Genomic DNA, 26,996 nt, shown 5'->3' with positions numbered 1-26,996 from the left:
CGTCTCACGGGTTGCTCGCTCCCGTCTCGGGGCGCCGCCTGACGGTCAGGCGGGACGGTAGGTCGGTCGCGTCGACGCCGCGCGGGACGCCGAGCCGTTCGAGGACCGTGGTGCCGAGGACGGCGACGGTCAGGTTGACGAGGAGGGCGAGCAGGCCGGCGTAGATCTCCAGCGAGCCGCCGCCCAGGAGCACGATGGAGGAGAACCCCTCGCGCACCACCAGGAACGTGCCGGTCATCATGCCCACGCCCCACCCGGCGAGCAGCGCCCGGGGATGCAGCCGACCGGTGAACAGGCCGACCGCCACGGCCGGGAAGATCTGCAGGATCCACACCCCGCCGAGGAGCTGGAGGTTGATGGCGTCCTGGTCGCGCAGTCCGAACACGAACGCAATCGCCCCCACCTTCGCCGTCAGCGACACCACCTTGGCGATGCGCACCTGCCGCTTGGGGGTCGCCGTGGGCTGGAAGTACTCGACATACACATTGCGGACGAAGCCGGTGGCGGCCGCGATCGACATCACCGCCGCCGGGACCAGCGCGCCCACGGTGATCGCGCCGAACACCAGTCCGGCCAGCGGCCCCGGCATCAGCCGGTCCACCAGCATCGGTACGGCCGCCTCCGCACCGCCCTCGGGCGCCCGCACCCCGGACGCGAGCGCCGCGATGCCGAGGAAACCGAAGAGGGCCAGAAGTCCCGTCCAGGCGGGCAGCGCCACCGCGACCTTGCGCACCGTGTGCGGTCCGTCGGCGGCGAACCCGGCGGTCAGCACGTGCGGATACATCAGCAGGGCCAGCGCCGAGCCGAGCGCGAGGGTGGCGTAGGCGGGCTGCTGCTCGGGGGCCAGCAGCAGGGCGGACTGCTCGACCTCGGTTCCGCCGAGCCGCCGGGCGGCTCCTTCGAAGACCGCGCCCGGACCGCCGAACCGTTCCAGGACCAGCCAGCACACGGCGGTCAGCGACACGAACACGGCCACCGCCTTCAGCGCCGAGATCACGGCGGGCGCCCGCAGCCCGTGCCGGTACGTCGCCACCGCGAGCCCCGCGAACAGGGCGACCATCACCAGATCACCGGCCGCGCCCTTCGGGTAGACACCCCCGGCCGTCAGCACCGCCCTTATACCGAGCAGTTGCAGCGCCAGATACGGCATCGTCGCGAGGATCCCGGTCAGCGCCACCACCAGGGCCAGCGGCGCCGAACCGTACCGGCCGCGCACGAAGTCCCCGGCCGTCACGTAGCCGTGCCGCCGGGCCACCTCCCACAGCCGGGTCAGCAGGACGAAGGCCAGCGGGCAGACGATCACCGTGTACGGCACCGCGAAGAAGGCGGGCGCCCCGTTGCCGTACGCCAGTCCGGGCACGGCGGTGAAGGTGTACGCGGTGAAGATCGTGCCGCCGAGCAGCAGCCAGGTCCACACCGGTCCGAGGCTGCGGTCGGCCAGCGCCCAGCCCTCCAGTGAGGGCAGCCGGTCACTGGGGCGCAGCCGGCGCGCGGTGACGGCGAGCAGCGACGCTCCGCCGATCACGGCGAGAAACGTCGCGGTCATGGCAGCGTCCGCCATGGGTCACCGTCCTTGGTGTGCCTAAGCCCCCGGTTGTGCCCGGGCCCTCGCGTGTTGGTTGCGCGGGTGGCCGGTTCGGAGGACACGAATCGGCGGGAAATCTTCTGGAAATTCGGTGTCAACCGGATCCGGCGGGTGGGCAACTCTTGCACAGACCCACAGCGATCGGGAGAGGAGCACAGCCCATGGCACGCAACGGTCACCAGCGGCTACGGCGCGTCGCGATCGCCGTACTGCTCCTCGCCCCCGCCGCGGGACTGCTCTGGGTCCCCTGGTACGCCGGTGCGGAGCCACGGCTCGCGGGCACGCCGTTCTTCTACTGGTACCAGCTCGCCTGGGTACCGGGATGCGGCCTCTGCCTGCTGGCCGCGTACGCGCTGACGGCACGACATCGCCCGGACCGGCACCGTTCGGACCGGCGCGGTTCGGACCGACATAGCTGAGCCGCACCGTCGCTCTGTCTGCCTTTCCTTCACTCTCCTCTTCTCTCCTTCTCCGTCCTTCTTTCTGTCTTTCTCGCCGCACACCCGTTGAAGTCAGGAGCCGCCATGCCTACGTCAGTCATGCCCGAAACCGGCCCCGAGGTGCCGGAAAAATCCCGGATGTCGCCCCAGTCGATCGCGCTCTGGATCGCCGTCGCCCTCGTCGGCGCGATCGGCTGGGCCGTGCTCGCCCTGTCCCGGGGCGAGGAGATCTCCGCCGTCTGGCTGCTCATGGCGGCCCTCGGTTCGTACGCGATCGGCTACCGCTTCTACTCGCGGTTCATCGCCCGCCGGGTCCTCCAGCTCGACGACACCCGCGCCACCCCGGCCGAACGCCTCGAAGACGGTGTCGACTACCACCCCACCGACAAGCGGGTGCTGTTCGGCCACCACTTCGCGGCCATCGCGGGCGCGGGCCCGCTGGTCGGACCGGTGCTGGCGGCCCAGATGGGCTATCTGCCGGGGACCATCTGGATCATCGCGGGCGTGATATTCGCCGGTGCGGTGCAGGACATGATCGTCCTGTTCCTCTCCATGCGCCGGGACGGCAAGAGCCTCGGCCAGATGGCCCGCGACGAGATCGGCAAGGTCGGCGGTGCCGCCGCGCTGATCGGCGTCTTCGCCATCATGATCATCCTGCTCGCGGTCCTGGCGATGGTCGTCGTCAACGCCCTCGCCGATTCCGCCTGGGGCACCTTCTCGGTCACCATGACCATTCCGATCGCTCTCTTCATGGGCTTCTACCTGCGCTATCTGCGCCCCGGCCGGGTCGTCGAGACCAGCTTCATCGGGGTGGCCCTGCTGCTGCTCGCCATCCTCGGCGGCGGCTGGATCCAGGACTCCTCGCTGGCCGAGTACTTCGTCTGGAGCCCCGAGACCCTGGTCTTCTGCCTGGTCGGCTACGGCTTCGTCGCCTCCGTGCTCCCCGTCTGGATGCTGCTCGCCCCGCGCGACTACCTCTCCACCTTCATGAAGGTCGGCACCATCGCCCTGATGGCCGTCGGCGTCGTGGTCGCCGCCCCGAACCTCCGCGCCGAGTCGGTCACGGAGTTCGCCCACACGGGCGCCGGACCGGTCTTCGCCGGCTCCCTCTTCCCCTTCCTCTTCATCACCATCGCCTGCGGCGCCCTGTCCGGCTTCCACGCCCTGGTCTCCTCCGGCACCACACCGAAGCTGATCCAGAAGGAGTCCCAGGTCCGGATGATCGGCTACGGCTCCATGCTCACGGAGTCCTTCGTCGCCGTCATGGCCCTGATCGCCGCCTGCGTCCTCGAACCGGGCCTCTTCTACGCCATGAACTCCCCGGCCGCGCTGCTCGGCCCGACCGTCGACACCGCCGCCGAGGCGGTCAAGAACCTCGGCTTCACCATCACCCCGGAACAGCTCACCGCGGCGGCCAAGGCCGTCGAGGAGGAGACCCTGGTCGGCCGCTCCGGCGGTGCGCCCACCCTGGCCGTGGGCATGTCGGAGATCTTCGCCGGAGTCTTCGGCGGCGCCGGGATGAAGGCCTTCTGGTACCACTTCGCGATCATGTTCGAGGCGCTGTTCATCCTGACCACGGTGGACGCCGGCACCCGCGTCGGCCGCTTCATGCTCCAGGACATGCTCGGCAACGTCTGGAAGCCGATCGGCCGCGTCACCTGGAAGCCGGGCATCTGGATCACCAGCGCCATCGTCGTCGGCGCCTGGGGCTACTTCCTCTACGCCGGTGTCACCGACCCGCTGGGCGGCATCAAGCAGCTGTTCCCGCTGTTCGGCATCGCCAACCAGCTGCTCGCCGCGGTCGCCCTCGCCGTCACCACCACCGTGCTCATCAAGACCGGCAAACTGCGCTGGGCCTGGGTCACCGGCATCCCGCTGGCCTGGGACGTGGCCGTCACCTTCACCGCCGGCTGGCAGAAGATCTTCTCGGACAACCCGGCGATCGGCTTCTTCGCCCTGCGGGACAAGTACGCGGCCGCCATCGACAAGGGTGAGCTCCTGCCGGGCGCCACGAACATGGACGACATGCACACGATCGTCCTCAACAACACGGTCGACGGCGTGATCATGGCGATCTTCCTGCTCCTGGTCCTCACCGTCCTGGTCAACTGCACCGTGGTGTGCGTCCGCGCCGTACGCTCTCCGGTCCCGCTGCCGTCGACCGAGGCACCGTACGTCGAGTCGCGCATCGACGCGGTGGAGCGCTCCGACGACGAGTTGGTGGGGGCCCGCCAGTGACCGCCCGCAGCGTCCGGCACTGGGTACGGACCGTCCGCTGGTACCTGCGGGAGCTGACCGGAGAGGCGGAGTACGACCGCTACTGCGACCGGCACCGCCGCCACCACCCGAAGGCACCGGTACCGACCCGACGGGAGTACGACGTGCTGCGGACCCTGCGCAGAGAGGAACACCCGGAGGGCCGCTGCTGCTGAGGCCGCGGCGCGAGGACCTGCACAGGTCCGCTGCCGCTCACCCAGCCCCTGGCTGCGGGTAGCCCCGCGGCCAGGGCGGTTGCCCGCTCGGACGGTTGCCCACCCGGTCGTCCTGAGCGCGGGCACCCGTGCCGCCAGGGGCGGCACGGGTGGGCGCGGCGGCACCCGGTGAGCGCCGGTGAGCGAGACCCACCCCCGCCCAGCCCCCCGCCCAGCCCCCACCGCGGGGCGCCCGGCAACCCCACGGCGCCCCTTCCCCGGCCACCCCCGACCCGACCGGATCCAGAGATGCTGAGACGCCGCCCCTCCCTGCTGATCCGCCCCGAACTCGACGACGCCCCGCTGCACACGACCCTCACCGAACTCCGCCCCACCCAACAGCTGCACGGCCTCGGCGCGGGCCGCACTCGCCCCCCGTGGGAACCGGTGGCCGACCTGCTACGCGCCACGGGCCGCGACTGGGACCGCCGGGCGCACCGCATCGCCGTACTGGCCGAGCGCCTGCCCGCCGCGATCCCACAGCGCTGGGCCGCCGACCGCCCGGGAGACGGGGACGCCCTCACCCTGCACGCCTTCGTCGCGTCGAACCGCGCCTCCGCCACCGACACCACCGCAGTCCGCGCCGCCGAACACTCCTGCCTCCGCGCCGCCGAGGCCTGCCCCGAGGACCCCACGCCCTGGCTGGCACTGCTGACCCTGATGGACACCTGCGCCGTACCGGTCAAGGACGCCGTGCCCGCGTGGACCGAGGCCGTCAACCGGGCCCCCTGGCTCCGGACGTCCTACCACCGGCTGCTGCGCTACCTGTCGCCGCGCCGACACGGGACGGTCCCCGACATGATGGACTTCGCCTGGCAGGCCGCCGCCCGCGCACCGCACGGATCACCACTGGCCCTGCTCCCCGTGGCGGCCCGCGTCGAACTCATGGCCCACCGCCGGGGCGCGACGCCCTTCGACGCCCTCGGCTCGGGCGGCGGCAACTGGAACGAGCCCCGGTCCGTCCACGAGATCGACCTGGCGCTCAAGGGCTGGTTCGACGCCCGCACCGCACCCCACGCCGAAGCCGTCACCGACCTCAACGTCCTCGCCTTCGCCCTGACGCGTGCCCACCGGCCCGCCGAGGCCGCACCCGTCTTCCAGCGCCTCGGCCGCCACATGACACGCCACCCATGGGACCTGCTCCCCGAGCCGGAACGCACGTTCGTGTACTGGCGGGAGAGATCGACCGGCGGCCGCGGCCGGACCTGAGGCCGACTCCGACTCCGACTGCAACTCCGGCTCCGGCTGCAACTCCGACTACGCCGGTGCGGGCGCCGTCTCCTTCTCCTCCTCCGCCGTGGCGGCCGCGGCCTCCGCACGGTCGCGGCGCTCCCGGCGGACGAGGATGACGTAGCCGATGGGTACGCCGAGGGAGAAGAGCCACCACTGAAGGGCGTAGGCGTAGTTCAGCGCGGCGTTCTCGTCGCCGGGACTGCCGAGCTGTTCCGGGGTGTCGCCCTTGGGCTCGGGCGCCGTCTGCGCGAGGTAGCCGCCCAGCACCGGGACGCCGAGGCGATCCGCCTCCCGCTCGCTGTCGATCAGCATGATCTGCCGGTCCGGCAGCCCCTTGAGATCCTTGATGCCGCTCGCCTCGGTCGTCTCGTCGGGCATCAGCCGCCCGGTGACGGTGACCTCGCCCTCGGCGGGCGCGGGGATCTCGGGGAACGCGGTCTGGCTCGGGCCGTCCGCGGGGATCCAGCCCCGGTTGACGAGCAGCACCTTGCCGTCGCCGAGCACGAACGGGGTCAGGACGTGGAAGCCGACCTCGTCGTCGGCGTTGGTACGGCGGCGGACGACGACCTCGTCTTCGGTGTCGAACCGGCCCTTCGCGGTCACCGTGCGGTAGCGCTCGGCGCTGGTGACGGTGTGCCCGGGGGAGGTCAGCCGCTCCACGGGCACCGGCTTCGCGGCCAGGGCGTCGGCGACGAGCTGGTTCCGCGCGCTGCGTTCCTCGTAGCGATGCATCTGCCAAATACCCAGCCTGACCATGGTCGGGATCAGGACGAGTGCGAGCAGCGTGAGGATCACCCACTGCCGGGACAACAGGAAGCGGTACACCCCACGACCGTACAACTCGGTCGTGGGGTGTGTTCGGGCGGGTGTGCGCTCGGGCCTCGTGGGGCTCTGCCGAGGACGTGGTCAGACTTTGTCGACGATCCCCGCCTTCCCCTCGGCCCGCGCGCAGTGGGCGCCGCAGTACCAGTGGCCGTCGACCTCGACGCCCTGGCCGATGATCTGCACCCGGCAGTGCTCGCAGATGGGGGCCATGCGGTGGATCGCGCAGGAGAAGCAGTCGAAGACGTGCACCGCTCCCTGGGCATGGATCTCGAAGGTCATTCCATAGTCATTGCCGCAAACTTCGCATCTCGCCATGCGCCACAGGGTGAGCCGTCACCGCCGTGCGGGCGAGTGGGCGGCGGGCGAGTCGCCCGCCAATCACCCATCCGCACGGCCACCCGCACGACCGTCCGCGCCGCTCGTGCGGGACGCGCACGGGTCTTCCGGCCTGCCTTGCGGATCGGTCACTCGTCCGCGGGCTCGACATCGCGGAGCAACTGGCCGAACCCGGCCTCGTCCACGACCGGCGTCCCGTACTGCCGGGCCTTGACGACCTTCGACGTGTGGGAGTCCGGGTCGTTGGTGACGAGCAGACTGGTCACCCGGGACAGGCTCGTCGCGACATGCAGCCCGGCCTCGATCGCGCGGTCCTCCAGCAGATCGCGTTCGATCGACGTGTCCCCGGAGAACGCCACGCGCATGCCCTGCTTGAGTGGTTTGCCGTCCTCGTAACGCCCGGGGTTGGGATAGGGGCACGCGGGCCGCTTCCGCGAGGGCCGCCAACTGGTGGGTCGATAGCCGCTGTAGCCGCCGGGGCCCGCCTGCTGCCCGATCCGGGGCGCGGCGGCGCCGTCCCGCCACTCGGTCAGCGGTCGGCACTCGTGCAGGGGCAGGCGTACGCCACGCGCGGCGGCGACCCGCAGGCTCGGCCGGAACGCCTCCGCCAGCACCCGCGCGTCGTCCAGCGCGTGGTGCGCCCGCTGCTGTACGACCCCGAAGTGCGCCGCCAGCGACTCCAACTTGTGGTTCGGCAGCGGCAGTCCCAGCTCCTTCGACAGCGCGATCGTGCACAGCCGCTGCCGCACCGGCGCCTCGCTCTCCGCGCGCGCGTACTCCCGGGCGATCATCGACCAGTCGAACACCGCGTTGTGCGCGACGAGTACGCGGTCCGCGAGCCGGGAGGAGAACTCCTGCGCGATCTCCTGGAAAAGGGGCGCCCCTTCGAGCACATCGCTCGTCAGACCGTGGATCCACACGGGTCCCGGATCCCGCTCCGGATTGACCAGCGTGTACCAGTGGTCCTCGACCTCGCCCCGCGTGTCCAGTCTGTACACAGCCGCGGAGATTATCCGGTCGTCCCGGGCCAGCCCGGTGGTCTCCACGTCCACGACCGCGTACCCCTGCGGATACGCGGCCGGCCAAGGCGCTTGCGACGCTGCGGTCGTGTGGTCTTCGAGCATGGTCCATGAGGATACGGGCCGTGGCTGACAGCCAGTTACCCGACGGTGGGACGGTCCCGGGGGAGCGGTGTCGTCCTGGGCCGTCGAGCAGTACGACACCGTCCGGGTCCCCGTGTGCCGACCGGAGTTCGGCGTCTCCCGCCGGCGCTCGAACGGCGCCCTCGGCCCCCGTGCCGAACTGACGGCCCGCCGGGCCGCTACCAGTCGTCGGAGAGGCGGTCGGCGAGCGCCTGGATCTCCGGGTCATGGGGCCAGCGGTCGGCGAGCGCCATCACGGCCGCCCGCTGCAGGGTCCAGTCGGAGTCGTCGGCGGCCCGCTCGCGCAGCAACTCCTCGGTGACGGGGTCGTCACGCCAGCCGCCTGCCAGTGCCTGGATCGCCGCGCCTCGGCTGGTCGGGTCGGTCTGGCCGGCGACGATGCGCCGGAGCAGCTCGCCGGTCTCCGGGTCGCGCCAGCCCGCCGCCAGGTCGTATAGGGCGGCTGCGCGCAGGCGGTCGTCGGGGTCGTCGACGGCGAGCCGGCGGAGCAGGACGGCGGTCCGCAGGGTGCGCCAGTTCGTGACGAGGGCCTGGACGGCGGTCCTGCGGACGTGGGGTTCGGGGTCGTTCTCGGCCCTGTCGTGCAACAGCTCGACGGTGTCGGGGTGGTCGCGCCAGCCGGTTCCCAACGTCCGTACCGCCGCCGCGCGTACGAACTCGGCGTTGTCGTCGACTGCGAGTCTGCGAAGCAGCGATCCGGTCGCCGGGTCGTTGCGCCATCCGGCGGCGAGGGCGAGGACGGCCACCTCGCGGGCTTGCGACCGGCCCGTGCCTTCGGCGACGCCGCGGAGCAGTGCCCTGGCGTCGGGATGGTCGGGCCAGACGGAGTAGACGGCCCACAGTGTGGCCTGTCGCACCGGCTCGCTCGCGTCGGAGGTGGCGAGCTCGCACAGCCACGACAGCGTTGGAGGATGGGTGCGCCATTCTGTGGCCAGCGCCCGCACCGCAGCCACCCGGACCGTGTCGTCGGGGTGGGTTTCGGCCCGTTCGCGCAGCAGCATGGGGGTCTGCGCATCGGTGCGCCCGTCCACGACGAGGGGCTTCAGCGCGGCATGTCGCGGATCCTCCGCGGCGGGCGGAGACGTCGACCGGGCTGGGGCTGGGGCTGGGGCTGGGGCTGGGGCTGGGGCCGGGGCAGGGTCGGCGGGTCGGGGCTCGGTGCGGGCGAGCGCCCGCTTCGCGGCCTCTCGCACCCATCCCTCGGTTCCGGCGTCGGCGGTGACCGAACGCAGCAGCGCCACGGTCTGCGGATCGTCGGGCCAGCCCTCGACGAGGATGTCGAACACCCTCCACCGCAGATACGGGTCCGGATCGCGGGCGGCGCGGTCGCGTACCACGGCCGCTGCGTCCGGGTCGCGCGGCCAGCCGTCCGCGAGCGATTTCACCGCGGTGAGGCGGACCGAGTGGTCGCGGTCATCGGTCGCGGATCGGCGTACCACGGCGAACGTCTCAGGCTCGTCGCGCCAGCCGTCGGCGAGCGCGGCCAGCGCCCCCTGCCGTAGGTACCGGTCGTGGTCGGTGAGGCCTGTCCGCAGCCAGTCCCTGGTGGACCGGTCCTGGTGACGGGTCATCGCGAAGAGCTGGAGCGAGCCTCTCCTGACGTTTCCATCAGGGTCTGTCTCGGCGAACTCGCGGAGCAGACCGGCGACCTGCGGATCGTCGGGCCATTCCTGGATGAGCGCGCGCAGCGCCTCCTCCCTGTGGGCGGGACCGGGGCCGAAGACCGCCTGGCTGACCAGGCTCTCGCGGAACTCGCTGTTGTCGCGTAGCAGCGCGGCGCCGACCCGCCCGGCCGGCGGTACCTGGACCGAGACGAAGTCCTCCCCGAACCTCGTGACGCTCAGGAACTGGCCGCGTGCCCGGTACCAGTCGTGGTAGCGGGCACGGATGGCGGAGTCGCGTGCGCCGAGCCGGCCGAGCACGGGCGGCAGCGTCTCCTCGACCGCGCGGGTGACCGGGGAACCGAGGAACGCCCGTTCCGCGACCATGTGCTCGATCAGCGCGATCACCGCGTTGACGACGGCGGAACACTGGTCGCTCAGCCTGCCGGGGTCACGGACCTCGCCGAGGCACCGAGCGGCGAGCACGATGTGGTGCGGCGTCTCGCCCGAGGACGACCCGGGCCGCCGAATGAACCACAGCGGATCGGCCGCGAGGAGGTGGTCGACGATCTGGCCTGTGAGGCGCGGTTCGACCATTCCCGCGACGAGGACGAGGGTTTCGTGCCACGTGGGGTCCGCCCAGTGCTTGCCGTACACCTGGTGGATGAGGGCATCCCCGGTCAGGCTGTGCTCGACGGTGAGCCGGTGCCGGAGTTCCGCCGCGGCGTGGTATTCGAGGAAGGTCTGGTGGGGGAAGCCGAGGCCGTCGGCGCGGTGGACCAGCAGTCCGGTGTGCCGGAGAAGGTTCTCCAGGAACGCCTCCCAGCGCTCTGGGCGGATCTTGCCGGGGCGTTGCACGGCTTCGTGCGAGGCCAGTGCCTCGGTGACCGGGGTCCTGTGGTCCGAAAGCCTTCGGTAGGCCAGGTGGTTGATCAGCTCGGGCAGCCGTTCGTGGACATGCCGTGCGGCGGCGTCGGCTTCCTTGCGCGCCCGCGGACTCTGGACGTTTTCCACGAGGTGCCTGATGGATTCTTCGTGGCTTTTCGCGACCTGCTTGCTCCGGTTGTTCTCGTAGACCAGGTCGGTGAATGCTTCATACACCGCGGTGCGGCCGTCCGGCAGTGGGCGCTCGGGCTCGGCGAGGTAGAGCCGGCACAGCATGAAGGCCATCAGCGGGGTACGGGCCAGCTCGTCCAGGGAGGCGCTGCGGAGCGCACCGGCGAAGTGGCGGGCGCGGCGGGTGGCTTCTTGTCGCGGCCAGCGGGTGCTGAAGTACTTCTCCATGTAGGTGCGCAGATCGTGAGGCGCGAAAGGCTGCAGTTCGTAGTGCGGCGCCTTGAGGCCGAGGACCTGGTCGAGGACGGTGAGTTCGCCCTCGGCCAGAGGGCGGGTCGCTACGACGCACCGGTACAGCGGCGGGTCTGCCGCGACGGCGTTGGCCAGCTTCTCCAACACGGCGCGGCGCTCGTCCGCGTTGGGGAGTTCGTCGAGGTCGTCGACGAGAAGCTGCCAGTGCGCGCCGGTCCACGGCCGCTGCAGGAAGTGGTCTCGGGTCAGTTTCGGGTGCGGTCCGAACTGGCTGAGCTTTCCGGTGGCGGCGGCGAGCACGTCGGGTACGTGCGTCTCCTCTCCGGTGAGGGCGTGCGCGCTCACCCATACCGGGACGGCCGGACCGGAGTTCCCGGGGTTGTGCGTGGTGTCGAGCAATGCACCGGCCGCGTCGCGCAGCCGCGCGCGCAGCAGCGTGGACTTACCGGTTCCGGGGCCGGCGATGAGTACGCACACCCGGTCGGCCTTGCGGAAGACCGCTTCGGCCGGCTCGGAGGGAGCGGCGAGGCCGGTACCGCTCCTTCCGGCGGCAGAGCCGTCGCCGGGTACGGCGTGCCCGTCCCGGGCCGCAGCGTGGCTGCGCTGGCGCACGTAGACCTCGGCCAGGGAAGGCGGTTCGGGAATGTCCGGGTACGGGTGCTTCTCGGCGGCCTTCCGGGCGGCTTCAAGGTAGCCACGCACCTCCTCGTCCATGCCGGTCGCGCGCCGGGCATCCTCGTAGAGCTCCACCCAGGCGGGGCGGAACCTGCCCTCCACGTACCGCTTGTCCTTCCCGTGGGTCCATTCGAGCATCACGGCGACCACGGACCACAGCTCCTCGAAGTACTGCGGCACGCTTGGCTCCTTCGAGCCCTTCTCCTTGGGGAACCAGTCGTTGACCGTCGAGGAGCGCAGGTCGCCGCCTTCCTTGTACGGCCAGGGGCAGGGCACGTCTTCCGGGCGGCCCGCGGCTTTGCGCCGGCGCCGGTTGACCTCCTCGACCGCGGCCTTCTGCGTCTTCCGCTTCTTGCGCAGCGCTTGCCCGAGCTGCCCGAGCTGCTGCGCCAGCGCCTGCCGTCCCGCGTGCTCTTTCCTCGCGCTCACTTCCTGCCTTTCCGCTCGGGTGCTGTTCTGATCCGGTTGATCCGGCGCCCCAGGATCACGGTCCCGCGACCTGGCAGCTCGCGGCCGGAAATCCGGTGATCCGGTATCCATGGCCGACCCCCAAGGGTCCTGGAGAAGGTGCTCGTGGCCACCCCGTCCGGGGCGGTCGAGGCTGCTTGGGGAAGGACTGACACATGGACATCTGGTGGGCGGCGGTGCTCCTGGCCGGGCTCGCGATCCTCGCGATCGCCCTGGTGACCATCACCGGCATGGCGTTGAAGGACACCGCTTCGCAGGACCGCGCCGGCATCCTGCGCGCCGTCGCGGCATTCGTGCGGGGACTTCACGGACGACGATGACGATCCAGGCCCGGCGGCCCACCGCCTCACAGCCATCGGCCCGCCGCCGCTGGGCCGATGGCGAGGCGGGAACCGAGGCCGCGGCGATCGGCGGGGGTGACGGCGTTCGCAGCGTTCCAGGACTCCACGACGTTCAGCCCCTCTTCGCTCTCCCGCTGAAGGGCTCGGTCGCGCCGGTGCACATCTGGAGCGCGAAGCCGAGCTGGTGGCGCGTCGAGCGCCGCGGCCCGCTCATCAGTCGGAAACTCCACTGGCACGAAGCGGATCGTAGCCAGCACCGCCACCCCTCCGACGACCTTTCCGCGAACCCCGGCGGAGCCCCCGGCCGACGTGCTGATCGACGGTCCGGGCCGAGTCCGCAGCAGGCGGGAGAGTCGCGTACCCGCCGGCGATCCGGTCGGCCGACACCCGGGCCGGCCTGTCCGGGGCGGGCGGCTTCGGCAGCGGCCGTACGGGATCGGCCTCCCCCGCATCGCGACCTCCCCGTAACCCCCGCAAGGATGACCACACGGCCGTACAGCGGATGAGCAAGGGACCCCCGGCGTGGGCCGACCCACTGACAATGCCCCCTCCATGCCCCTCGGATTGGTGGAGGACGCCAAGAAGCAAGCGCGTACCACCGGAAATACTTGTCGGTAACAACGTCTAGCCCCCGCCGACCAGCGGTTCTACCGTGCCCACATGCCGAACCTGCCCGATGTCGTGCTGTGGTCGATACCCGCCTTCGTGCTGCTCACCGTGATCGAGGTGATCAGTGTCCGGATCCATCCGGACGACGATGACGCGGGGTACGAGGCGAAGGACGCCGCGACGAGCGTCGGTATGGGGCTCGGGAGTCTCGCCTTCGACTTCCTCTGGAAGATCCCGATCGTCGCGGTCTACACGGCGATCCACGAGCTGACCCCGCTGCGCGTGCCCGTCCTGTGGTGGACGGTCCCGCTGATGCTGCTCGCACAGGACTTCTTCTACTACTGGTCGCACCGCGGCCACCACGTGGTCCGGATCCTCTGGGCCTGCCACGTCGTCCACCACTCCAGCCGGAGGTTCAACCTGACCACCGCCCTGCGGCAGCCCTGGACGACCTGGACCGTGTGGCCCTTCTACGTCCCGCTCATCGCCCTCGGCGTACACCCGGCCGCGCTCGCCTTCTGCTCCTCCGTCAACCTCGTCTACCAGTTCTGGATCCACACCGAGCGGATCGGGAAGCTGCCCCGCGCGTTCGAGTTCGTGTTCAACACGCCGTCCCACCACCGGGTCCACCACGCCTCCCAGGGCGGCTACCTGGACCGCAATTTCGGCGGCATCCTCATCGTCTGGGACCGGCTCTTCGGGTCGTTCGTCGAGGAGACCGAGCGGCCGGTGTACGGGCTGACGAAGAACATCGACACGTACAACCCGCTGCGGGTCGCCACCCACGAGTACGTCGCCATCGCCAAGGACCTGAAGAACGCGGAGAGTTGGGGCGAGCGGGCGGGACGGGTCCTCATGGGCCCCGGCTGGAAGCCGGCGCGGCCGCCCGAGCGGCCCGCGGTGACCGACGAGGGCACGGCCACGGTCACGGAGACCGTCGCGTGAGACCGGACAGAGGGTCTCTCCTGCTCTTCGCCTTCGGGTTCGCCGCCGCCGTCGACCTCGGGTCCCTGGCCCTCGGTCTCACCCCCGGGCACGTCGTCGCCAAGCCCCTGCTGATGCCGTTGCTCGCGGCGTACGCGTACACGCGCGGCGCGCCCCGGTTGTTGGTCGCCGCGCTGCTCTTCGGCTGGGGCGGAGACGTGCTGCTCCTCTCCGACGCCGAGCCGGCCTTCCTCGCCGGGATGGGGTCCTTCGCGGTGGGGCACGTCAGCTATCTCGTGCTCTTCGGGAGGTCCGGCAAGTCCCGCAGGCCCGGAAGGCCCGGAAGGCCCGGGCGGCTGGGGAGGCCCGGGCGGCTCGCGTACGGCGTCGCGTACGGCGTCGCGTACGGCCTCGCCCTGGTCGCCGCCGTCGTGAGTCTGTGGCCCGGTCTGCCGGCCGATCTACGGCTCCCCGTCGCCGGATACAGCACCCTGCTGACCGCGATGGCGTGGTCCGCCACCCGGCCGGGACTCGTCGCGGGGCTCGGAGGCGCGCTCTTCGTGGTGTCGGACATGCTGATCGCGACCGGTGTCGCCGAGTGGCCGCAGCCGCCGCGCCCCGACCTGTGGATCATGCTCACCTATCTGGCGGCCCAGTACCTGCTGGTCCAAGGAGTCCTCGGCACCCTCGACACCCCCGATACGCGGCCCGCGCCCACCCCGGCGGACGGCGAGGTGACCACGAGCACGGCCTGACCAGCCGACGGCACCACCGGTCGGACCATGGCCACCCGACGCCGTTCACCCACTCGCGGCTCAGCGACTCGCCGCTCACCAGCGGATGGGCACCGGCAGCGCCGTCAGCAGCGCCGACACCGCGACGACCACGCCCAGCACCGCGACCTCCGCGCGCGCGGGAGCGCAGGCGCCGAGCACGTCGTCGGTCGCGCGGCGCAAGCGCAGTCGGGCCCAGAGGGCGAGAGCGGCGACGACGGCCACGAGGAGCACCTTGGCGAGCAGGGCGCGCCCGTACGCCGTCTCCGTCAGCTGGTCGAGGACCGTGTCCGGTGGCATCCGGCGCAGGGTGCTCCCTACCCCGGTGGCGGTGATGGCGGCGAGCAGAACCACGGCCACGCGCGCGTAGAGACCCAGTAACGCGGCGCCCGCCCCTGTCGCCCGCCACGCGCGCGTGGCCAGCGTCCGCAGGACCTGGAGCAGCCCGCCCGCCCAGAGCGCCGCGCACGTCAGGTGCACCAGGGTCAGACCGGTGCCGAGCAGCGGGCTGTACTCCGTGCCGGGGTGGGCGCGCAGCGCTTCCGCGACGACGATCGCGGCCAGGGGCAGCGCCTGGGCGGCCGGACGGCGGGACAGGGCGAGCAGACCGGCCGCCGCGAAGGCGTTGACCTCCAGGAGGGCGAGTTTGCCGTCCCGGGTCTCGTAGAGACCGCCGACGTCCATGTCGGCGGGGGAGTCCGGCACCAGATTGCCCGTGGCCACGACCGAGGCCAGCCCCAGCGAGGCCACGAAACCCGCACCCGCCGCCCACGGTCCCCACCCGCTCGGCGCCTCCCCGGGCGCGCCCGGCGCCCACCGCACCAGCCACGCCACGAACAGCTCACCCACCGGCACACACAGCGCGGCCAGCGACACCGCCCGCAACAGGGCGATGCCGCCGGCCCCGGGCGCCCCGGCCTCACCCGTACCGTCCAGCGCGACACGGGGCCCGAACACGGGTATCAGCGCGCCCACGGCCACCAGGACGAGCACGACGACGGCCCGACCGGTCCCACCACCGGGCTGCCCGGGCCGCCCGGACCGCCGCTCGGCTCGCCCCTCGGGCTCGTCCGCCCCCGTTTGCGTCGCCCCCGTTTGCGTCGCCCCCGCCGTCCGTCTCGTCAGACCCACCCCCGAAAAGTTCACCAGTCGCACCAGAACCGGGCAAGTGCCGGAAAACAACTGGCAGTTCGATATTCCGCCCATACCTACGGCTCAGGGCTTCCGGTGACTCAACCCCAGCGCGCCTCGTCCGCTGCCCACACCCCCGGCGGCCGTGCCCAGTCATCCGGCCCGCCCTCGAAGGACACCGGCGGCAGCGCGTACCGCAGCCGCCCCAGCCGACTGTCCCGCTCGGCGAGCCACGCCTCCGGCCCGCCGAGCGCCTCGCCCTCGCCCGGGGCGCGCTCGATCCCGCCCGTCAGCCAAGCCGCCGTCCGCGCCAGCGACAACCGAACGACCCGGCCGCACCCCTGCTCCGACTGCTCGGTGAGCGCCCTCAGCACGGCCGCCGCCAGCAGATACCCCGTCCCGTGGTCGAGCGCCTGCGCGGGCAGCGCGCCCGGCCGTTCCTTCGCCCCCTCGATCGCCGCGATACCCGTCGCCACCTGCACCAGACTGTCGAACCCCCGCCGCCCGGCCCACGGCCCGTACGCGCCCCAGGCCGAGAGCTCCGCCACGACCAGCCCGGACCGTCGGGCGACCAGCGCGTCCGCCGACAGCCCGAAGCGGTCGAGCGCGCCCGGGCGGTAGCCGGTGAGGACGACGTCCGCGGCGGACAGCAGCTCCTCGAAGGCGCGCCGGTCGGCGGTGCGGGCCAGGTCGAGGGCCGTCGACCGTTTCCCGAAACCGGTGTCGGCGTGCTGGTCGAGGATCTCGGGCATCCCCGGCGGATCGACGCGCAGGACGTCCGCGCCCAGCAGGGCGAGCGTGCGGGTGGCGACCGGGCCCGCGATGACCCGGGTCAGGTCCAGGACGCGTATCCCGGCGGTGGGCGACAGCGGCCCGTCGTCGATCGGAGCGAGCACGCGCGCGGGGGCCGTGTCCAGCCGCTCGTGCTCGACCAACGGCCGAGCCGCCATGGCCCGCGCCTGCTCGTGCGCCGCCCACTGCTCAGCCGTCCGCAGGGCGACCGCCAGGCCCCCGGCCGCGTACACGGCCTCCTCGACCTCCCAGGACGACCGCTCGACGAGCGCCGACTCGACAGCGGCCACATCGGCGGCGCGCACCCCCAGCGCGGACAGCAACCGCTCCCGGTGATGCGGATAGTTGGCGTGCGTCCGCACCCACCCGTCCGCCGTCCGCCAGAACCGCGACAGCGGCGCGAAGGTGACCGGTGCCCGCCCGTCGACCAGCAGATGACGTTCACTCACGAAGGCGGTGCCGACCGCCCCGTCGTCCACGCGTACCCGGGGCACCTCGGTGCGCCCGGCGCGCCGCGCCCCCAACTCGGCCGCCGCCAGCGCGCACACCCCGACGCAGGCCCGCGCCAGCTCCCGTACCGGCAGCCGGGAGTCCAGCACGCCGTCCCGTACGACGGTCGAGATACGCCGTGGCAGGACGGGATCGCCGCCGAGCGCCGCCCACGCTTGTTCCATCTCTGTCATGACGGGACTATGCAACGAAAGGGCCGGGCGGTGTGACACCGCCCGGCCCGACGACCTCGTACGAGGTCAGTCCCTACCTACGAGGACCGTCCCTACCTCGTCACCGCGTCCAGCGCGTCCGCCGTGCCGAAGCCGTAGAAGCCGTTGTAGTTCCTCGGGCCCTCGCAGACCGCGTCGATCTTGCCGTCCCCGTCGATGTCGTACGGGTCGGTGCAGGGCGTGGCGTCGGCCTGGGCGTACAGCAGGGCCTTGACCAGGGCGGCCGGGGCGCGCGGGTGGGTCGACCTGATGAGGGCGGCGACGCCCGCGACGTGCGGGGACGCCATCGACGTACCGGCCATGTAGCCCCAGGTGCCGCCGGGCAGCGGGCCCAGGATGAGGCCGCTGGTGGCGGGCGGGGCAGGAGTCTGCAAGCGCGTCGAGTCGCCGCCGGGTGCGGCGATGTCGATGACGCCCAGACCGTGGTTGGAGAAGGACGACTTGATGCCCTTGGCGCCGGTCGAGGCGACCGTGACGACTCCCGGCAGCTGGGTCGGGATGTCGAGGCACTCGGACGGGTCGATCACCCGGTCCGACGGCGTCGAGTCGTTCGGGGAGACCGGGTCGGTGATCTCGTCGGCCGCGAGGTCGTAGTTCTCGTTGCCGGCCGCGGCGACGTTGACCGCGCCCTTCTTCTCCGCGTACCTCGTCGCCCGGGTGAGGGCCTCGACGAGCGCCTTCTGGTCCGGGTCGTCCTTGCAGTTGAAGTACCAGGGGTCGGTGTAATAGCTGTTGTTGGTGACGTCCACACCGTGCTCGGCGGCCCACATGAAGCCGCAGACCACGGCCTCCGTGTAGAAGTAGCCGGCGGGCGTGGACACCTTGATGCCGGACACCTTCACCCCGGGCGCCACGCCCGTGATGCCGACGCCGTTCTTCGCGGCGGCGATCTCACCGGCCACGTGCGTGCCGTGCGCGCTCTCCGTGGGCCCCGGCCGCCAGGCGCCGTCGGCCGTGTCGGGCTTGCCCGTCACGCAGTTGACCGAGGCGTCGCGGTCGAAGTTCGGCGCGATGTCCGGATGCGTGTCGTCGACACCCGTGTCGATGACGGCCACCGTGACGTCCCGGCTGCCGAGCGACACCTCGTGCGCCTTGTCCGCCTTGATGGCCGGCAGGTCCCACTGCAGCGGCTCCAACGGGTCCTGCCCGTCCGCCGCCCGGACGTCCGCCACCTGATCGGCGGTCAGGACCTGCGGGGTGCCCACGTCGGTGGTCGACTGCGCGGGCAGCGGCGCGGTGCGCGTGGCACCGGCCGACTGGACCCCCCGCACATCACGGATCTCCGCGGCGAAGCCGGCGTTCGAGGAGTGGACGACGACCACGCCGATCCGGTCGTACGACGTCACGATCGTGCCGCCGGCCTCCGCGATCGCCTTCTTCACCCGGCCGGACGGACCGTGCCCGGGGCTCACGTTGACCACATAGCTGAGCGGCGTCGCGTCGGCCGCCGCCCGCCCGGTCGTCTCGGCGGCGGAGGCCGTGACGTTCGGTACGACGGCGAGCGCGGTCGCCATGGCCATCCCGAGCGGGAGAGCCACCAGACGGCGCGAGCGCTGGTGAGGCGCTGTCATGCTGTCTCCAGTTCGTTCGCGAATCGAGCGGTACGAAGCGGTACGAAGCGGTGCGAGCTGTGCGGAGACCGGTCCCGGCTGTGCGGAGACCGGTCCCGCGAGGTCGTGGTGCTCCCCGGGCGACGGGGTTACTACTTGACGGCCTTCAGGGCGTTGACGATGCCGAACCCGTAGAAACCGTTCACGCGCGGGCTGCCCTCGCAAACCGCGTCCTGGGTGCCGTCGCCGTTCTGGTCGTACGACGTCGGGCAGGCCTGCTCGTCCGCCTGGGCCTTCAGCAGCCACTGCAGCTGCTGCGGGCTCGCCCACGGGTGCGTGGACTTCAGCAGCGCGGCGACACCGGCGGCGTGCGGCGACGCCATCGACGTGCCCTGCAGGAAGCCGTACGCGCCGTTCGGCATGGTGGACAGGATGCGGCCGTTCTTCGACGGCGTGTCCGGGAGCTGGTAGCGGGCGTCACCGCCCGGCGCCGCGATGTCGACGACACCGTTGCCGTACGTGGAGTAGTACGACTTCTCGTTCTTCACGCCCGTCGCGCTCACCGTGACGATGCCCGGCAGCTGCGTCGGAACGTCGAAGCACTCGCTCGGGTCGATGGTGCGCTCGACCGGCGTGGTGTCGTTGGGGCTGGACGCGTCCAGGATCGCGTCGGAGGCGAGGTCGTGGTTGGAGTTGCCCGCCGAGGCCAGGTGCAGGGTGCCCTTCTTCGTGGCGTACTTCTGGGCCCGGTTGACGGCGTCGACGATGGCCTTCTGGTCCGGGTCGTCCACGCAGTTGTAGAGCCACGGGTCCACGTAGTAGCTGTTGTTCGTGATCTCCACGCCGCGGTCGGCGGCGAAGACGAACGCGCAGACGACGCTCTCCGCGTAGAACAGGCCGCTGCTGCGGTCGGTCACATTGATGCTGGAGACCTTCACACCCGGAGCGACACCGGCGACACCGACGCCGTTGCGGGCCGCGGCTATCTCACCGGCCACGTGGGTGCCGTGGTAGTCCTGCGGGGTGTACGGCCGCCAGGAACCCTCACTGGTGTCCGCGACACCGCCGTCGCAGTTGGCGGACTGGGAGGCGGAGAAGTTCGGCGCGAGGTCCGGATGGGTGTCGTCGACACCCGTGTCGATCACGGCGACCGTGACCTTGCTGCTGCCGTCGTTGATCTTCGCCGCCTTGTCGGCGCCGATCGACCGCAGGTCCCACTGGTCCGCCTCGAGGGGCTCGGCGTCGGGAATGTCGGCCGAAGCGGCCTTCACCTTCGCGGCCTCCGCGTCCGTCAGGTAGTCGACGGCACCCAGGTCCGTCGTACCGGCGGGCGTCAGCGGCGAGGTCCGGGTGGCACCGGCGGACTGCACACCGCGCACGGCGCGGATCGTCGCGCCGAACGCCGGGTCGGTCGAGTGGACCACGATCACGCCGATCCTGTCGTACGTGATCACGACCTTGCCGCCGGCCTCGGCTATCGCCTTCTGCACGGAGGCGATCGTGTGCCTGTCCGTCTTCGTGTTCACGACGTACGAGAGGTTCGGGCCCTCCGCGGTCGCGGCGGTGGACTCCACGAGCGGGGCCGCCGAGGCGACACCCGGCAGGAAACCGAGCGAGGCGGTCAGCGACAGGACGACCGGCACCGCGAGGGCGAGCCGTCGTCTGGAGCGCAGATGAGCCATGGATTCTCCACATCATCCTCAAAGAAACCGGCCCGAGACACACGGGTGCCCGGGCAGGTACATGACGTTGGTGGTGCAGCCCGAAGCTATCCCTGGTCGTCACCGGCCAGCAATGACTTCATGGGCGGGAGGCCGAAGTAGAGGGGTAACCCTCGAAGTCACCGCACTTCCAGGCCGCTTCGGCATCGGTTCTCGAAAGAAACACGCACGGTTGAACCGGTCCTCACGCGCCGCCGTGACGTTGTGCAGGGAGCCCGAGCACGATCGTGCACCCGTCACCGAAGGAACAGAGCCGACCCCATGTCCGTACCCAACCCGTCCCCCGATCCGACGGCGAAAAAGTCACCATCCACCGTCGCGACCGCGGCGGAGACGCGAGGAGACTCCGTGGCAACCGACGCACCGCCCCCCGCGAAGGCAGAGCATCATCTCCCTTCCCCCGAGGAGTTCGCCGCGGTCCATGAGAGCGCCGAGTTCGCTGAACTGCGCCGCTCCTACCGCTCGTTCGCCTTCCCGCTGACCGTGGGCTTCATCGCCTGGTACCTGCTGTACGTCCTGCTCTCCAACTACGCGGGCGACTTCATGGGCACCAAGCTCTTCGGCAACATCAACATCGCCTTCGTCCTCGGCGTCGCCCAGTTCGTCACCACGTTCCTCATCGCCTGGTGGTACTCGCGGCACGCCGCCGCGAAGCTCGACCCCAAGGCCGAGGCGATCAAGTCCCGGATGGAGGGCGGCGCATGAGCCCCGCACAGCAGACTTTCCTCGCGGCCAACGAGGCCAGCCAGCACCGGCCGCTCATCATCACCCTGTTCGGGCTGTTCGTCCTGGCGACGCTCGCCATCACCATCTGGGCCGGCCGCCAGACCAAGGACGCCGCCGACTTCTACGCGGGCGGACGGCAGTTCAGCGCCTTCCAGAACGGCCTCGCGGTCTCCGGCGACTACATGTCCGCCGCGTCGTTCCTCGGCATCGCGGGCGCGATCGCCCTCTTCGGCTACGACGGCTTCCTCTACTCCATCGGCTTCCTGGTCGCCTGGCTGGTCGCCCTCCTCCTGGTCGCCGAGCCCCTGCGGAACTCCGGCCGCTACACGATGGGCGACGTCCTCGCCTACCGCATGCGCCAGCGCCCCGTCCGCACCGCCGCCGGTACCTCCACGATCGTCGTGTCGATCTTCTACCTGCTGGCCCAGATGGCGGGCGCGGGCGTCCTCGTCTCGCTGCTCCTCGGCATCACGTCCGACGCCGGCAAGATCCTCATCGTCGCCCTCGTCGGCATCCTGATGATCGTCTACGTCTCCATCGGCGGCATGAAGGGCACCACCTGGGTCCAGATGGTGAAGGCCGTGCTCCTCATCGGCGGCACGATCCTCATTACGTTCCTGGTGCTGCTGAAGTTCAACTTCAACATCTCCGATCTGCTGGGCACCGCCGCCGAGAACAGCGGCAAGGGCGCCGCCTTCCTGGAGCCCGGCCTCCAGTACGGCGCCACCGGCACCTCCAAGCTGGACTTCATCTCCCTCGGCATCGCCCTGGTCCTCGGCACCGCCGGTCTGCCGCACATCCTGATCCGCTTCTACACGGTGCCCAACGCCAAGGCCGCCCGGAAGTCCGTGAACTGGGCGATCGGCATCATCGGCGGCTTCTACCTGATGACCATCGCCCTCGGCTTCGGCGCCGCAGCGCTGATCTCCCAGGACGAGATCATCGCCTCCAACCCGTCGGGCAACACGGCGGCCCCGCTGCTCGCCCTGCACCTGGGCGGCGTCGACTCGGCCTGGGGCGCGATCCTGCTTGCCACCATCTCGGCGGTGGCCTTCGCGACGATCCTCGCCGTGGTCGCGGGCCTCACCCTCGCCTCGTCGTCCTCCTTCGCGCACGACATCTACGCCAACGTCATCCGCAAGGGGAAGGCATCCGGCGCCGAGGAGGTCCGCGCGGCCCGCTGGGCGACCGTCTTCATCGGCGTCGTCTCCATCGGCCTCGGCGCCCTCGCCCGCGACCTGAACGTGGCCGGCCTGGTCGCCCTCGCCTTCGCGGTCGCGGCCTCCGCCAACCTGCCGACGATCCTCTACAGCCTCTTCTGGAAGAAGTTCACCACCCAGGGCGCGCTGTGGTCGATCTACGGCGGTCTGATCGTCGCCGTCGGCCTGGTGCTGTTCTCGCCCGTCGTCTCCGGCGACCCGAAGGCGATGTTCCCGGACGTCGACTTCCACTGGTTCCCGCTGAAGAACCCGGGCATCATCTCCATCCCGTTCGGCTTCCTCATGGGCTGGCTGGGCACCGTCCTGTCCAAGGAGGAGCCCGACACCGCCAAGTACGCCGAGCTGGAGGTACGTTCCCTCACGGGCACCGGCGCCCACTGATCCGGCCGACTGCGCCCGGGGCCGTCGTAGGTCACCTACGACGGCCCCGCGTCGTGCCGGGTCGTAGGGATCTACGGCGACTTCGCGCCAGGTCTTGTGGAATCGGGCCTGTGATGTTGTCGGAGGGGTCACGTAGGCTCGCAGGTGTCCGGAGAAGGAATCATCAGCGATCCACGAGCGGAACCACGTTCGTCGATCGGTCCGACGAGGGAGGGGGCCCACGTGCTCATCGACACCTACGGCCGAGTGGCCACCGACCTGAGGGTCTCGCTGACCGACCGGTGCAATCTGCGCTGTACGTACTGCATGCCCGAGGAAGGCCTGCAGTGGCTGGCCAAGCCCGACCTGCTCGACGACGACGAGATCGTCCGTCTCATCGACATCGCCGTCCGCGTCCTGGGCGTCACGGAGGTCCGCTTCACCGGCGGTGAGCCGCTGCTGCGCCCCGGCCTGGTCGGCATAGTGGAGCGCGTGGCGGCTCTCGCCCCCCGCCCCCAGATGTCCCTGACCACCAACGGCATCGGCCTCAAGCGCACGGCGACGGCCCTGAAGGCGGCGGGCCTGGACCGGGTGAACGTGTCCCTGGACACCATCCGCCCGGACGTCTTCAAGACCCTCACCCGCCGGGACCGGCACAAGGACGTCCTCGAAGGCCTGGCCGCCGCCCGCGACGCCGGCCTGACTCCCGTCAAGGTCAACTCGGTCCTGATGCCGGGCCTGAACGAGAACGAGGCCCCGGACCTCCTCGCCTGGGCCGTGGAGCACGACTACGAGCTGCGCTTCATCGAGCAGATGCCCCTGGACGCCCAGCACGGCTGGAAGCGCGACGGCATGGTCACGGCGGGCGACATCCTGACGTCACTGCGCACCCGTTTCGACCTGACCCCCGAGGGCCAGGACGAGCGCGGCTCGGCCCCGGCGGAACGCTGGCTGGTGGACGGCGGCCCGCACCGCGTCGGCGTCATCGCCTCCGTCACCCGCCCCTTCTGCTCGGCCTGCGACCGCACCCGCCTCACCGCCGACGGCCAGGTCCGCACCTGCCTCTTCGCCCGCGAGGAGACCGACCTGCGCGCCGCCCTGCGCTCCGGCGCCCCCGACGAGGAGATCGCCCGCATCTGGCGCCTGGCGATGTGGGGCAAGAAGGCGGGAGCGGGCCTGGACGACCCGTCCTTCGTCCAGCCCGACAGGCCCATGTCGGCAATCGGGGGCTGAGCACCCTACGACGCCCGACCCTCCCACTCCGCCAGCTTCACGACATCCTTCAGAAACCCCCGCACACCCAGGAACTGGGACAGGTGCTCCCGATGCTCGTCGCACGCGAGCCACGTCTTGCGGCGCTCAGGCGTGTGCAGCTTCGGGTTGTTCCAGGCGAGCACCCAGACCGCGTCGGCACGACAGCCCTTGGCCGAACAGATGGGGGAGGAGGGGTCGGAGCCGGGGACGTTGAGGATGTTCACACGTCGACCCTAGCCTCAGAAAACCAGTCCCGGAAAAGGCGACGCCGAGCAGCCACGGGGGGAGCTGCCCGGCGTCGGTCTGTCGCTCCGACGGGGGATGCGGAGCGCGTACGAAGTATGTCACGGGTGGGCCTCTGCCCGGCACAGGAACTACATGATTGATCTGAGCATTTCTTGAGCTTGGCGGGTGGTCCGATTCCGCTTCGACCGGATTCCCGGTGCTCAGGCCCGCTCGCGCGGTTCACTCCGCCGACCGTCCGCGGGATCGGCCGCGGCGTCTTCCGGGACGGATTCCGCGAAGCGTGCCTCGGCTCCGAATTCGGCCGAGGAGGAGGCGTCCGTCTCCCGGGGCGGAGTGATCATCGGACGCGTCGGGGCGTGGACGAACGTGGACGGCAGCGAGGGCGCGTTCTCACGGCCCGCGTTGGCGATCACCACGGCGATGTAGGGCAGTATCCCGCCGAGCACCAGTGCGACGACCGCGACGTGCCGTTCCACGTTCCAGAGAACCGCGGCGGCGATCACCGCGAGGGTGCGGACGGACATCGAGATGATGTAGCGACGCTGCCGGCCGCGAACGTCGTCGGCGAGGCCCTGCCGGGCTCCTGTGATCCGGAAGACCTCGGCGTTGCTCTGCTTCCGCATCACGTTCCACCACCCGCCTGTATCGGACGCTCCCCGGCCCGTGCCCCGCCCCCGCCCGCTAGCGAACGCGGTACGGACAAGCCCAACGTTACGCCGCGTCCGCGCCGCCTACGAGACCGGGTCACCTTCCACAGGGAGGGGAGGAAATGCGCCGTAGCGCGTACGGCAGTGCCCGACATGCGTCGTACCGCAGGCAGGCCGACACTGGGCGTAATGCTCACGTCGAGCCGTACGAGGAGGCAGCCATGGGCTGGTTGTGGGCGATCATCGTGGGATTCGTACTCGGCCTGCTGGCCAAGGCGATCATTCCGGGCAAGCAGCACAGCCCGCTCTGGCTGACGACGATCTTCGGCATGCTGGGCGCCGTCGTCGGCAACGCGATCGCGCGCGGCTTCGGCGTCGAAGAGACCTCCGGCATCGACTGGAGCCGCCACATCTTCCAGCTGATCGCCGCGATCGCCATCGTGGCCCTGGGCGACATGGCGTACATGGCGACCCTGGGCAAGAGAAAACAGCGGACCTGAGCCCCGAATGGGGCGCGGGGAACCGCGCGAGCGACCACGAACGATCCGCAGCCGCCGGCATCCCCACGCCCCTACGGCGTCTAGGCCCCGGTCACCTCGACGGCGGCCAGGTTCCTCTTCCCTCGCCGCAACACCAGCCACCGCCCATGGAGGAGCTCTTCCCCTGAGGGAACCGCGTCCTCCGCGGTGACCTTCACGTTGTTCACGTAGGCCCCGCCCTCCTTCACGGTCCGACGCCCCGCGGACTTGCTCGGCACCAGCCCGACCTCCGCGAGGAGGTCCACGACCGGCGCCAGCTCGGCGACCTTCGCGTGCGGCAGCTCGGACAGCGCCGCGGCCAGCGTCTTCTCGTCCAGCTCCGCCAGCTCGCCCTGACCGAAGAGCGCCCTGGACGCGGCGATCACGGCGGCGGTCTGGTCGGCCCCGTGTACGAGGGTCGTCAGTTCCTCGGCCAGCGCGCGCTGCGCCGCCCGCGCCTGCGGCCGCTCCTCCGTCTGCTGCTCCAACTCCTCAAGCTCCGCACGGGACTTGAAGGAGAGGATGCGCATGTACCGGGTGATGTCCCGGTCGTCCACGTTCAGCCAGAACTGGTAGAACGCGTACGGCGTCGTCATCTCCGGGTCGAGCCAGACGGCGCCGCCCTCGGTCTTGCCGAACTTCGTGCCGTCCGCCTTGGTCATCAGCGGGGTGGCCAGCGCGTGCGCCTCCACGCCGGGCTCCAGCCGGTGGATCAGGTCCAGGCCGGCCGTGAGGTTGCCCCACTGGTCGCTGCCGCCCTGCTGGAGGGTGCAGCCGTACCTCCGGTAGAGCTGGAGGAAGTCCATGCCCTGGAGGATCTGGTAGCTGAACTCGGTGTAGCTGATGCCCTGGTCGGACTCCAGCCGGCGGGCGACGGAGTCCTTCGTCAGCATCTTGTTGACGCGGAAGTGCTTGCCGATGTCCCGCAGGAACTCGATGGCGGACAGGCCCTCGGTCCAGTCGAGGTTGTTGACCATGACGGCCGCGTTCTCGCCCTCGAAGGACAGGAACGGCTCGATCTGGGCGCGCAGCTTGCCCACCCAGCCGACCACCGTCTCCGGGTCGTTCAGCGTGCGCTCCGCCGTCGGGCGCGGGTCGCCGATCAGGCCGGTCGCGCCGCCGACCAGCGCCAGCGGCCGGTGCCCGGCCTGCTGGAGCCGGCGCATGGTGAGCACCTGCACCAGGTGCCCGACGTGCAGGGACGGCGCGGTCGGGTCGTAACCGCAATAGAACGTGACGGGACCGTCCGCGAGCGCCTTGCGCAAAGCGTCCTCGTCGGTGGACAGGGCGAACAGCCCCCGCCACTTCAGCTCGTCGACGATGTCCGTCACGGTTCTCGTGTCTCCTCGATGGTCTT

General features: G+C 71.0%; 23 protein-coding genes. 11 read left to right on the top strand and 12 right to left on the bottom strand.

Features of this window, described 5'->3' with window-relative positions:
* Positions 1-4: 4 nt before the first annotated feature.
* Complete coding sequence (locus OG202_RS11835) at positions 5-1,561, bottom strand: sodium:solute symporter family protein (RefSeq protein WP_327730354.1); 1,557 nt, start codon at positions 1,559-1,561, stop codon at positions 5-7.
* Between the two features lie 185 nt (positions 1,562-1,746).
* Here OG202_RS11835 and OG202_RS11830 point away from each other — a divergent pair, with 185 nt between their 5' ends.
* The 4 genes from OG202_RS11830 to OG202_RS11815 all read left to right on the top strand — a co-directional run bounded on the left by OG202_RS11830 (position 1,747) and on the right by OG202_RS11815 (position 5,705).
* Positions 1,747-2,004: a DUF3311 domain-containing protein gene (locus OG202_RS11830; protein WP_327730355.1), complete on the top strand. Its 258-nt coding sequence runs from the start codon at positions 1,747-1,749 to the stop codon at positions 2,002-2,004.
* A gap of 105 nt (positions 2,005-2,109) precedes the next feature.
* Positions 2,110-4,263 carry a carbon starvation CstA family protein gene (locus tag OG202_RS11825; protein WP_327730356.1) on the top strand — a complete coding sequence of 718 codons (2,154 nt, stop codon included), beginning with the start codon at positions 2,110-2,112 and terminating at the stop codon, positions 4,261-4,263.
* A complete protein-coding gene (locus OG202_RS11820) occupies positions 4,260-4,457 on the top strand; it encodes a YbdD/YjiX family protein (RefSeq protein ID WP_326583755.1) in 198 nt (65 codons plus the stop codon). Before OG202_RS11825 ends, OG202_RS11820 begins: the two co-directional genes overlap by 4 nt.
* A gap of 288 nt (positions 4,458-4,745) precedes the next feature.
* A complete protein-coding gene (locus tag OG202_RS11815; RefSeq protein WP_327730357.1) occupies positions 4,746-5,705 on the top strand; it encodes a hypothetical protein in 960 nt (319 codons plus the stop codon).
* Positions 5,706-5,753: 48 nt separating this feature from the next.
* On the opposite strand, the gene OG202_RS11810 is transcribed toward OG202_RS11815, so the two are convergent.
* The 4 genes from OG202_RS11810 to OG202_RS11795 form a co-directional block, all read right to left on the bottom strand.
* Positions 5,754-6,554, bottom strand: a complete 801-nt coding sequence (locus OG202_RS11810) for an SURF1 family cytochrome oxidase biogenesis protein (protein WP_327730358.1) — start codon at positions 6,552-6,554, stop codon at positions 5,754-5,756.
* A gap of 81 nt (positions 6,555-6,635) precedes the next feature.
* A complete protein-coding gene (locus OG202_RS11805) occupies positions 6,636-6,869 on the bottom strand; it encodes a hypothetical protein (RefSeq protein ID WP_326583758.1) in 234 nt (77 codons plus the stop codon).
* 149 nt (positions 6,870-7,018) lie between these two features.
* The gene (locus OG202_RS11800) at positions 7,019-8,014 is read right to left on the bottom strand and encodes a DEDDh family exonuclease (protein WP_326583759.1); all 996 of its coding nucleotides are present in this window, start codon (positions 8,012-8,014) and stop codon (positions 7,019-7,021) included.
* Positions 8,015-8,211: 197 nt separating this feature from the next.
* Complete coding sequence (locus OG202_RS11795; RefSeq protein WP_328222694.1) at positions 8,212-12,066, bottom strand: HEAT repeat domain-containing protein; 3,855 nt, start codon at positions 12,064-12,066, stop codon at positions 8,212-8,214.
* Positions 12,067-12,260: 194 nt separating this feature from the next.
* Here OG202_RS11795 and OG202_RS11790 point away from each other — a divergent pair, with 194 nt between their 5' ends.
* The 3 genes from OG202_RS11790 to OG202_RS11780 all read left to right on the top strand — a co-directional run bounded on the left by OG202_RS11790 (position 12,261) and on the right by OG202_RS11780 (position 14,734).
* A complete protein-coding gene (locus OG202_RS11790; protein ID WP_326583761.1) occupies positions 12,261-12,425 on the top strand; it encodes a hypothetical protein in 165 nt (54 codons plus the stop codon).
* A 681-nt stretch (positions 12,426-13,106) separates the two neighbouring features.
* Positions 13,107-14,000 (top strand): sterol desaturase family protein, encoded by an 894-nt coding sequence (locus OG202_RS11785; RefSeq protein WP_327730360.1) that lies wholly within the window; start codon positions 13,107-13,109, stop codon positions 13,998-14,000.
* Positions 13,997-14,734, top strand: coding sequence for a lysoplasmalogenase (locus OG202_RS11780; RefSeq protein ID WP_328222693.1), 738 nt, complete (start codon positions 13,997-13,999; stop codon positions 14,732-14,734). The genes OG202_RS11785 and OG202_RS11780 overlap by 4 nt, the downstream gene beginning before the upstream one ends.
* 75 nt (positions 14,735-14,809) lie before the next feature.
* Here the strand turns inward: OG202_RS11780 and OG202_RS11775 are convergent, their stop codons facing one another.
* The 4 genes from OG202_RS11775 to OG202_RS11760 form a co-directional block, all read right to left on the bottom strand.
* Positions 14,810-15,745 carry a CopD family protein gene (locus OG202_RS11775; protein WP_405896006.1) on the bottom strand — a complete coding sequence of 312 codons (936 nt, stop codon included), beginning with the start codon at positions 15,743-15,745 and terminating at the stop codon, positions 14,810-14,812.
* A gap of 239 nt (positions 15,746-15,984) precedes the next feature.
* Positions 15,985-17,358: a CoA transferase gene (locus OG202_RS11770; RefSeq protein WP_328222692.1), complete on the bottom strand. Its 1,374-nt coding sequence runs from the start codon at positions 17,356-17,358 to the stop codon at positions 15,985-15,987.
* A gap of 92 nt (positions 17,359-17,450) precedes the next feature.
* Positions 17,451-18,968, bottom strand: a complete 1,518-nt coding sequence (locus tag OG202_RS11765) for a S8 family peptidase (RefSeq protein ID WP_327730365.1) — start codon at positions 18,966-18,968, stop codon at positions 17,451-17,453.
* A 131-nt stretch (positions 18,969-19,099) separates the two neighbouring features.
* Positions 19,100-20,629 (bottom strand): S8 family serine peptidase, encoded by a 1,530-nt coding sequence (locus OG202_RS11760; RefSeq protein ID WP_326583767.1) that lies wholly within the window; start codon positions 20,627-20,629, stop codon positions 19,100-19,102.
* A 387-nt stretch (positions 20,630-21,016) separates the two neighbouring features.
* Between OG202_RS11760 and OG202_RS11755 the strand changes: the two genes are divergently transcribed.
* The 3 genes from OG202_RS11755 to moaA all read left to right on the top strand — a co-directional run bounded on the left by OG202_RS11755 (position 21,017) and on the right by moaA (position 24,207).
* Positions 21,017-21,373, top strand: coding sequence for a DUF485 domain-containing protein (locus OG202_RS11755; RefSeq protein WP_326583768.1), 357 nt, complete (start codon positions 21,017-21,019; stop codon positions 21,371-21,373).
* Positions 21,370-22,995, top strand: coding sequence for a solute symporter family protein (locus OG202_RS11750; protein WP_326583769.1), 1,626 nt, complete (start codon positions 21,370-21,372; stop codon positions 22,993-22,995). Before OG202_RS11755 ends, OG202_RS11750 begins: the two co-directional genes overlap by 4 nt.
* Before the next feature lie 222 nt (positions 22,996-23,217).
* Positions 23,218-24,207, top strand: coding sequence for a GTP 3',8-cyclase MoaA (moaA, locus tag OG202_RS11745; protein ID WP_326574324.1), 990 nt, complete (start codon positions 23,218-23,220; stop codon positions 24,205-24,207).
* A gap of 5 nt (positions 24,208-24,212) precedes the next feature.
* Here moaA and OG202_RS11740 read toward each other — a convergent pair whose 3' ends face one another.
* Both OG202_RS11740 and OG202_RS11735 read right to left on the bottom strand, forming a co-directional pair.
* Positions 24,213-24,452: a hypothetical protein gene (locus tag OG202_RS11740; protein ID WP_327730366.1), complete on the bottom strand. Its 240-nt coding sequence runs from the start codon at positions 24,450-24,452 to the stop codon at positions 24,213-24,215.
* Positions 24,453-24,674: 222 nt separating this feature from the next.
* Positions 24,675-25,097: a DUF3099 domain-containing protein gene (locus OG202_RS11735; protein ID WP_326583771.1), complete on the bottom strand. Its 423-nt coding sequence runs from the start codon at positions 25,095-25,097 to the stop codon at positions 24,675-24,677.
* Positions 25,098-25,342: 245 nt separating this feature from the next.
* Here OG202_RS11735 and OG202_RS11730 point away from each other — a divergent pair, with 245 nt between their 5' ends.
* Positions 25,343-25,621: a GlsB/YeaQ/YmgE family stress response membrane protein gene (locus tag OG202_RS11730; protein ID WP_326585883.1), complete on the top strand. Its 279-nt coding sequence runs from the start codon at positions 25,343-25,345 to the stop codon at positions 25,619-25,621.
* Positions 25,622-25,701: 80 nt separating this feature from the next.
* On the opposite strand, the gene tyrS is transcribed toward OG202_RS11730, so the two are convergent.
* Positions 25,702-26,970: a tyrosine--tRNA ligase gene (gene tyrS / locus OG202_RS11725; RefSeq protein WP_327730367.1), complete on the bottom strand. Its 1,269-nt coding sequence runs from the start codon at positions 26,968-26,970 to the stop codon at positions 25,702-25,704.
* Positions 26,971-26,996: the final 26 nt, after the last annotated feature.

Source organism: Streptomyces sp. NBC_00310 (assembly GCF_036208085.1).
Lineage (GTDB): Bacteria > Actinomycetota > Actinomycetes > Streptomycetales > Streptomycetaceae > Streptomyces.
This window is presented reverse-complemented; position numbering and strand designations above follow the sequence as displayed.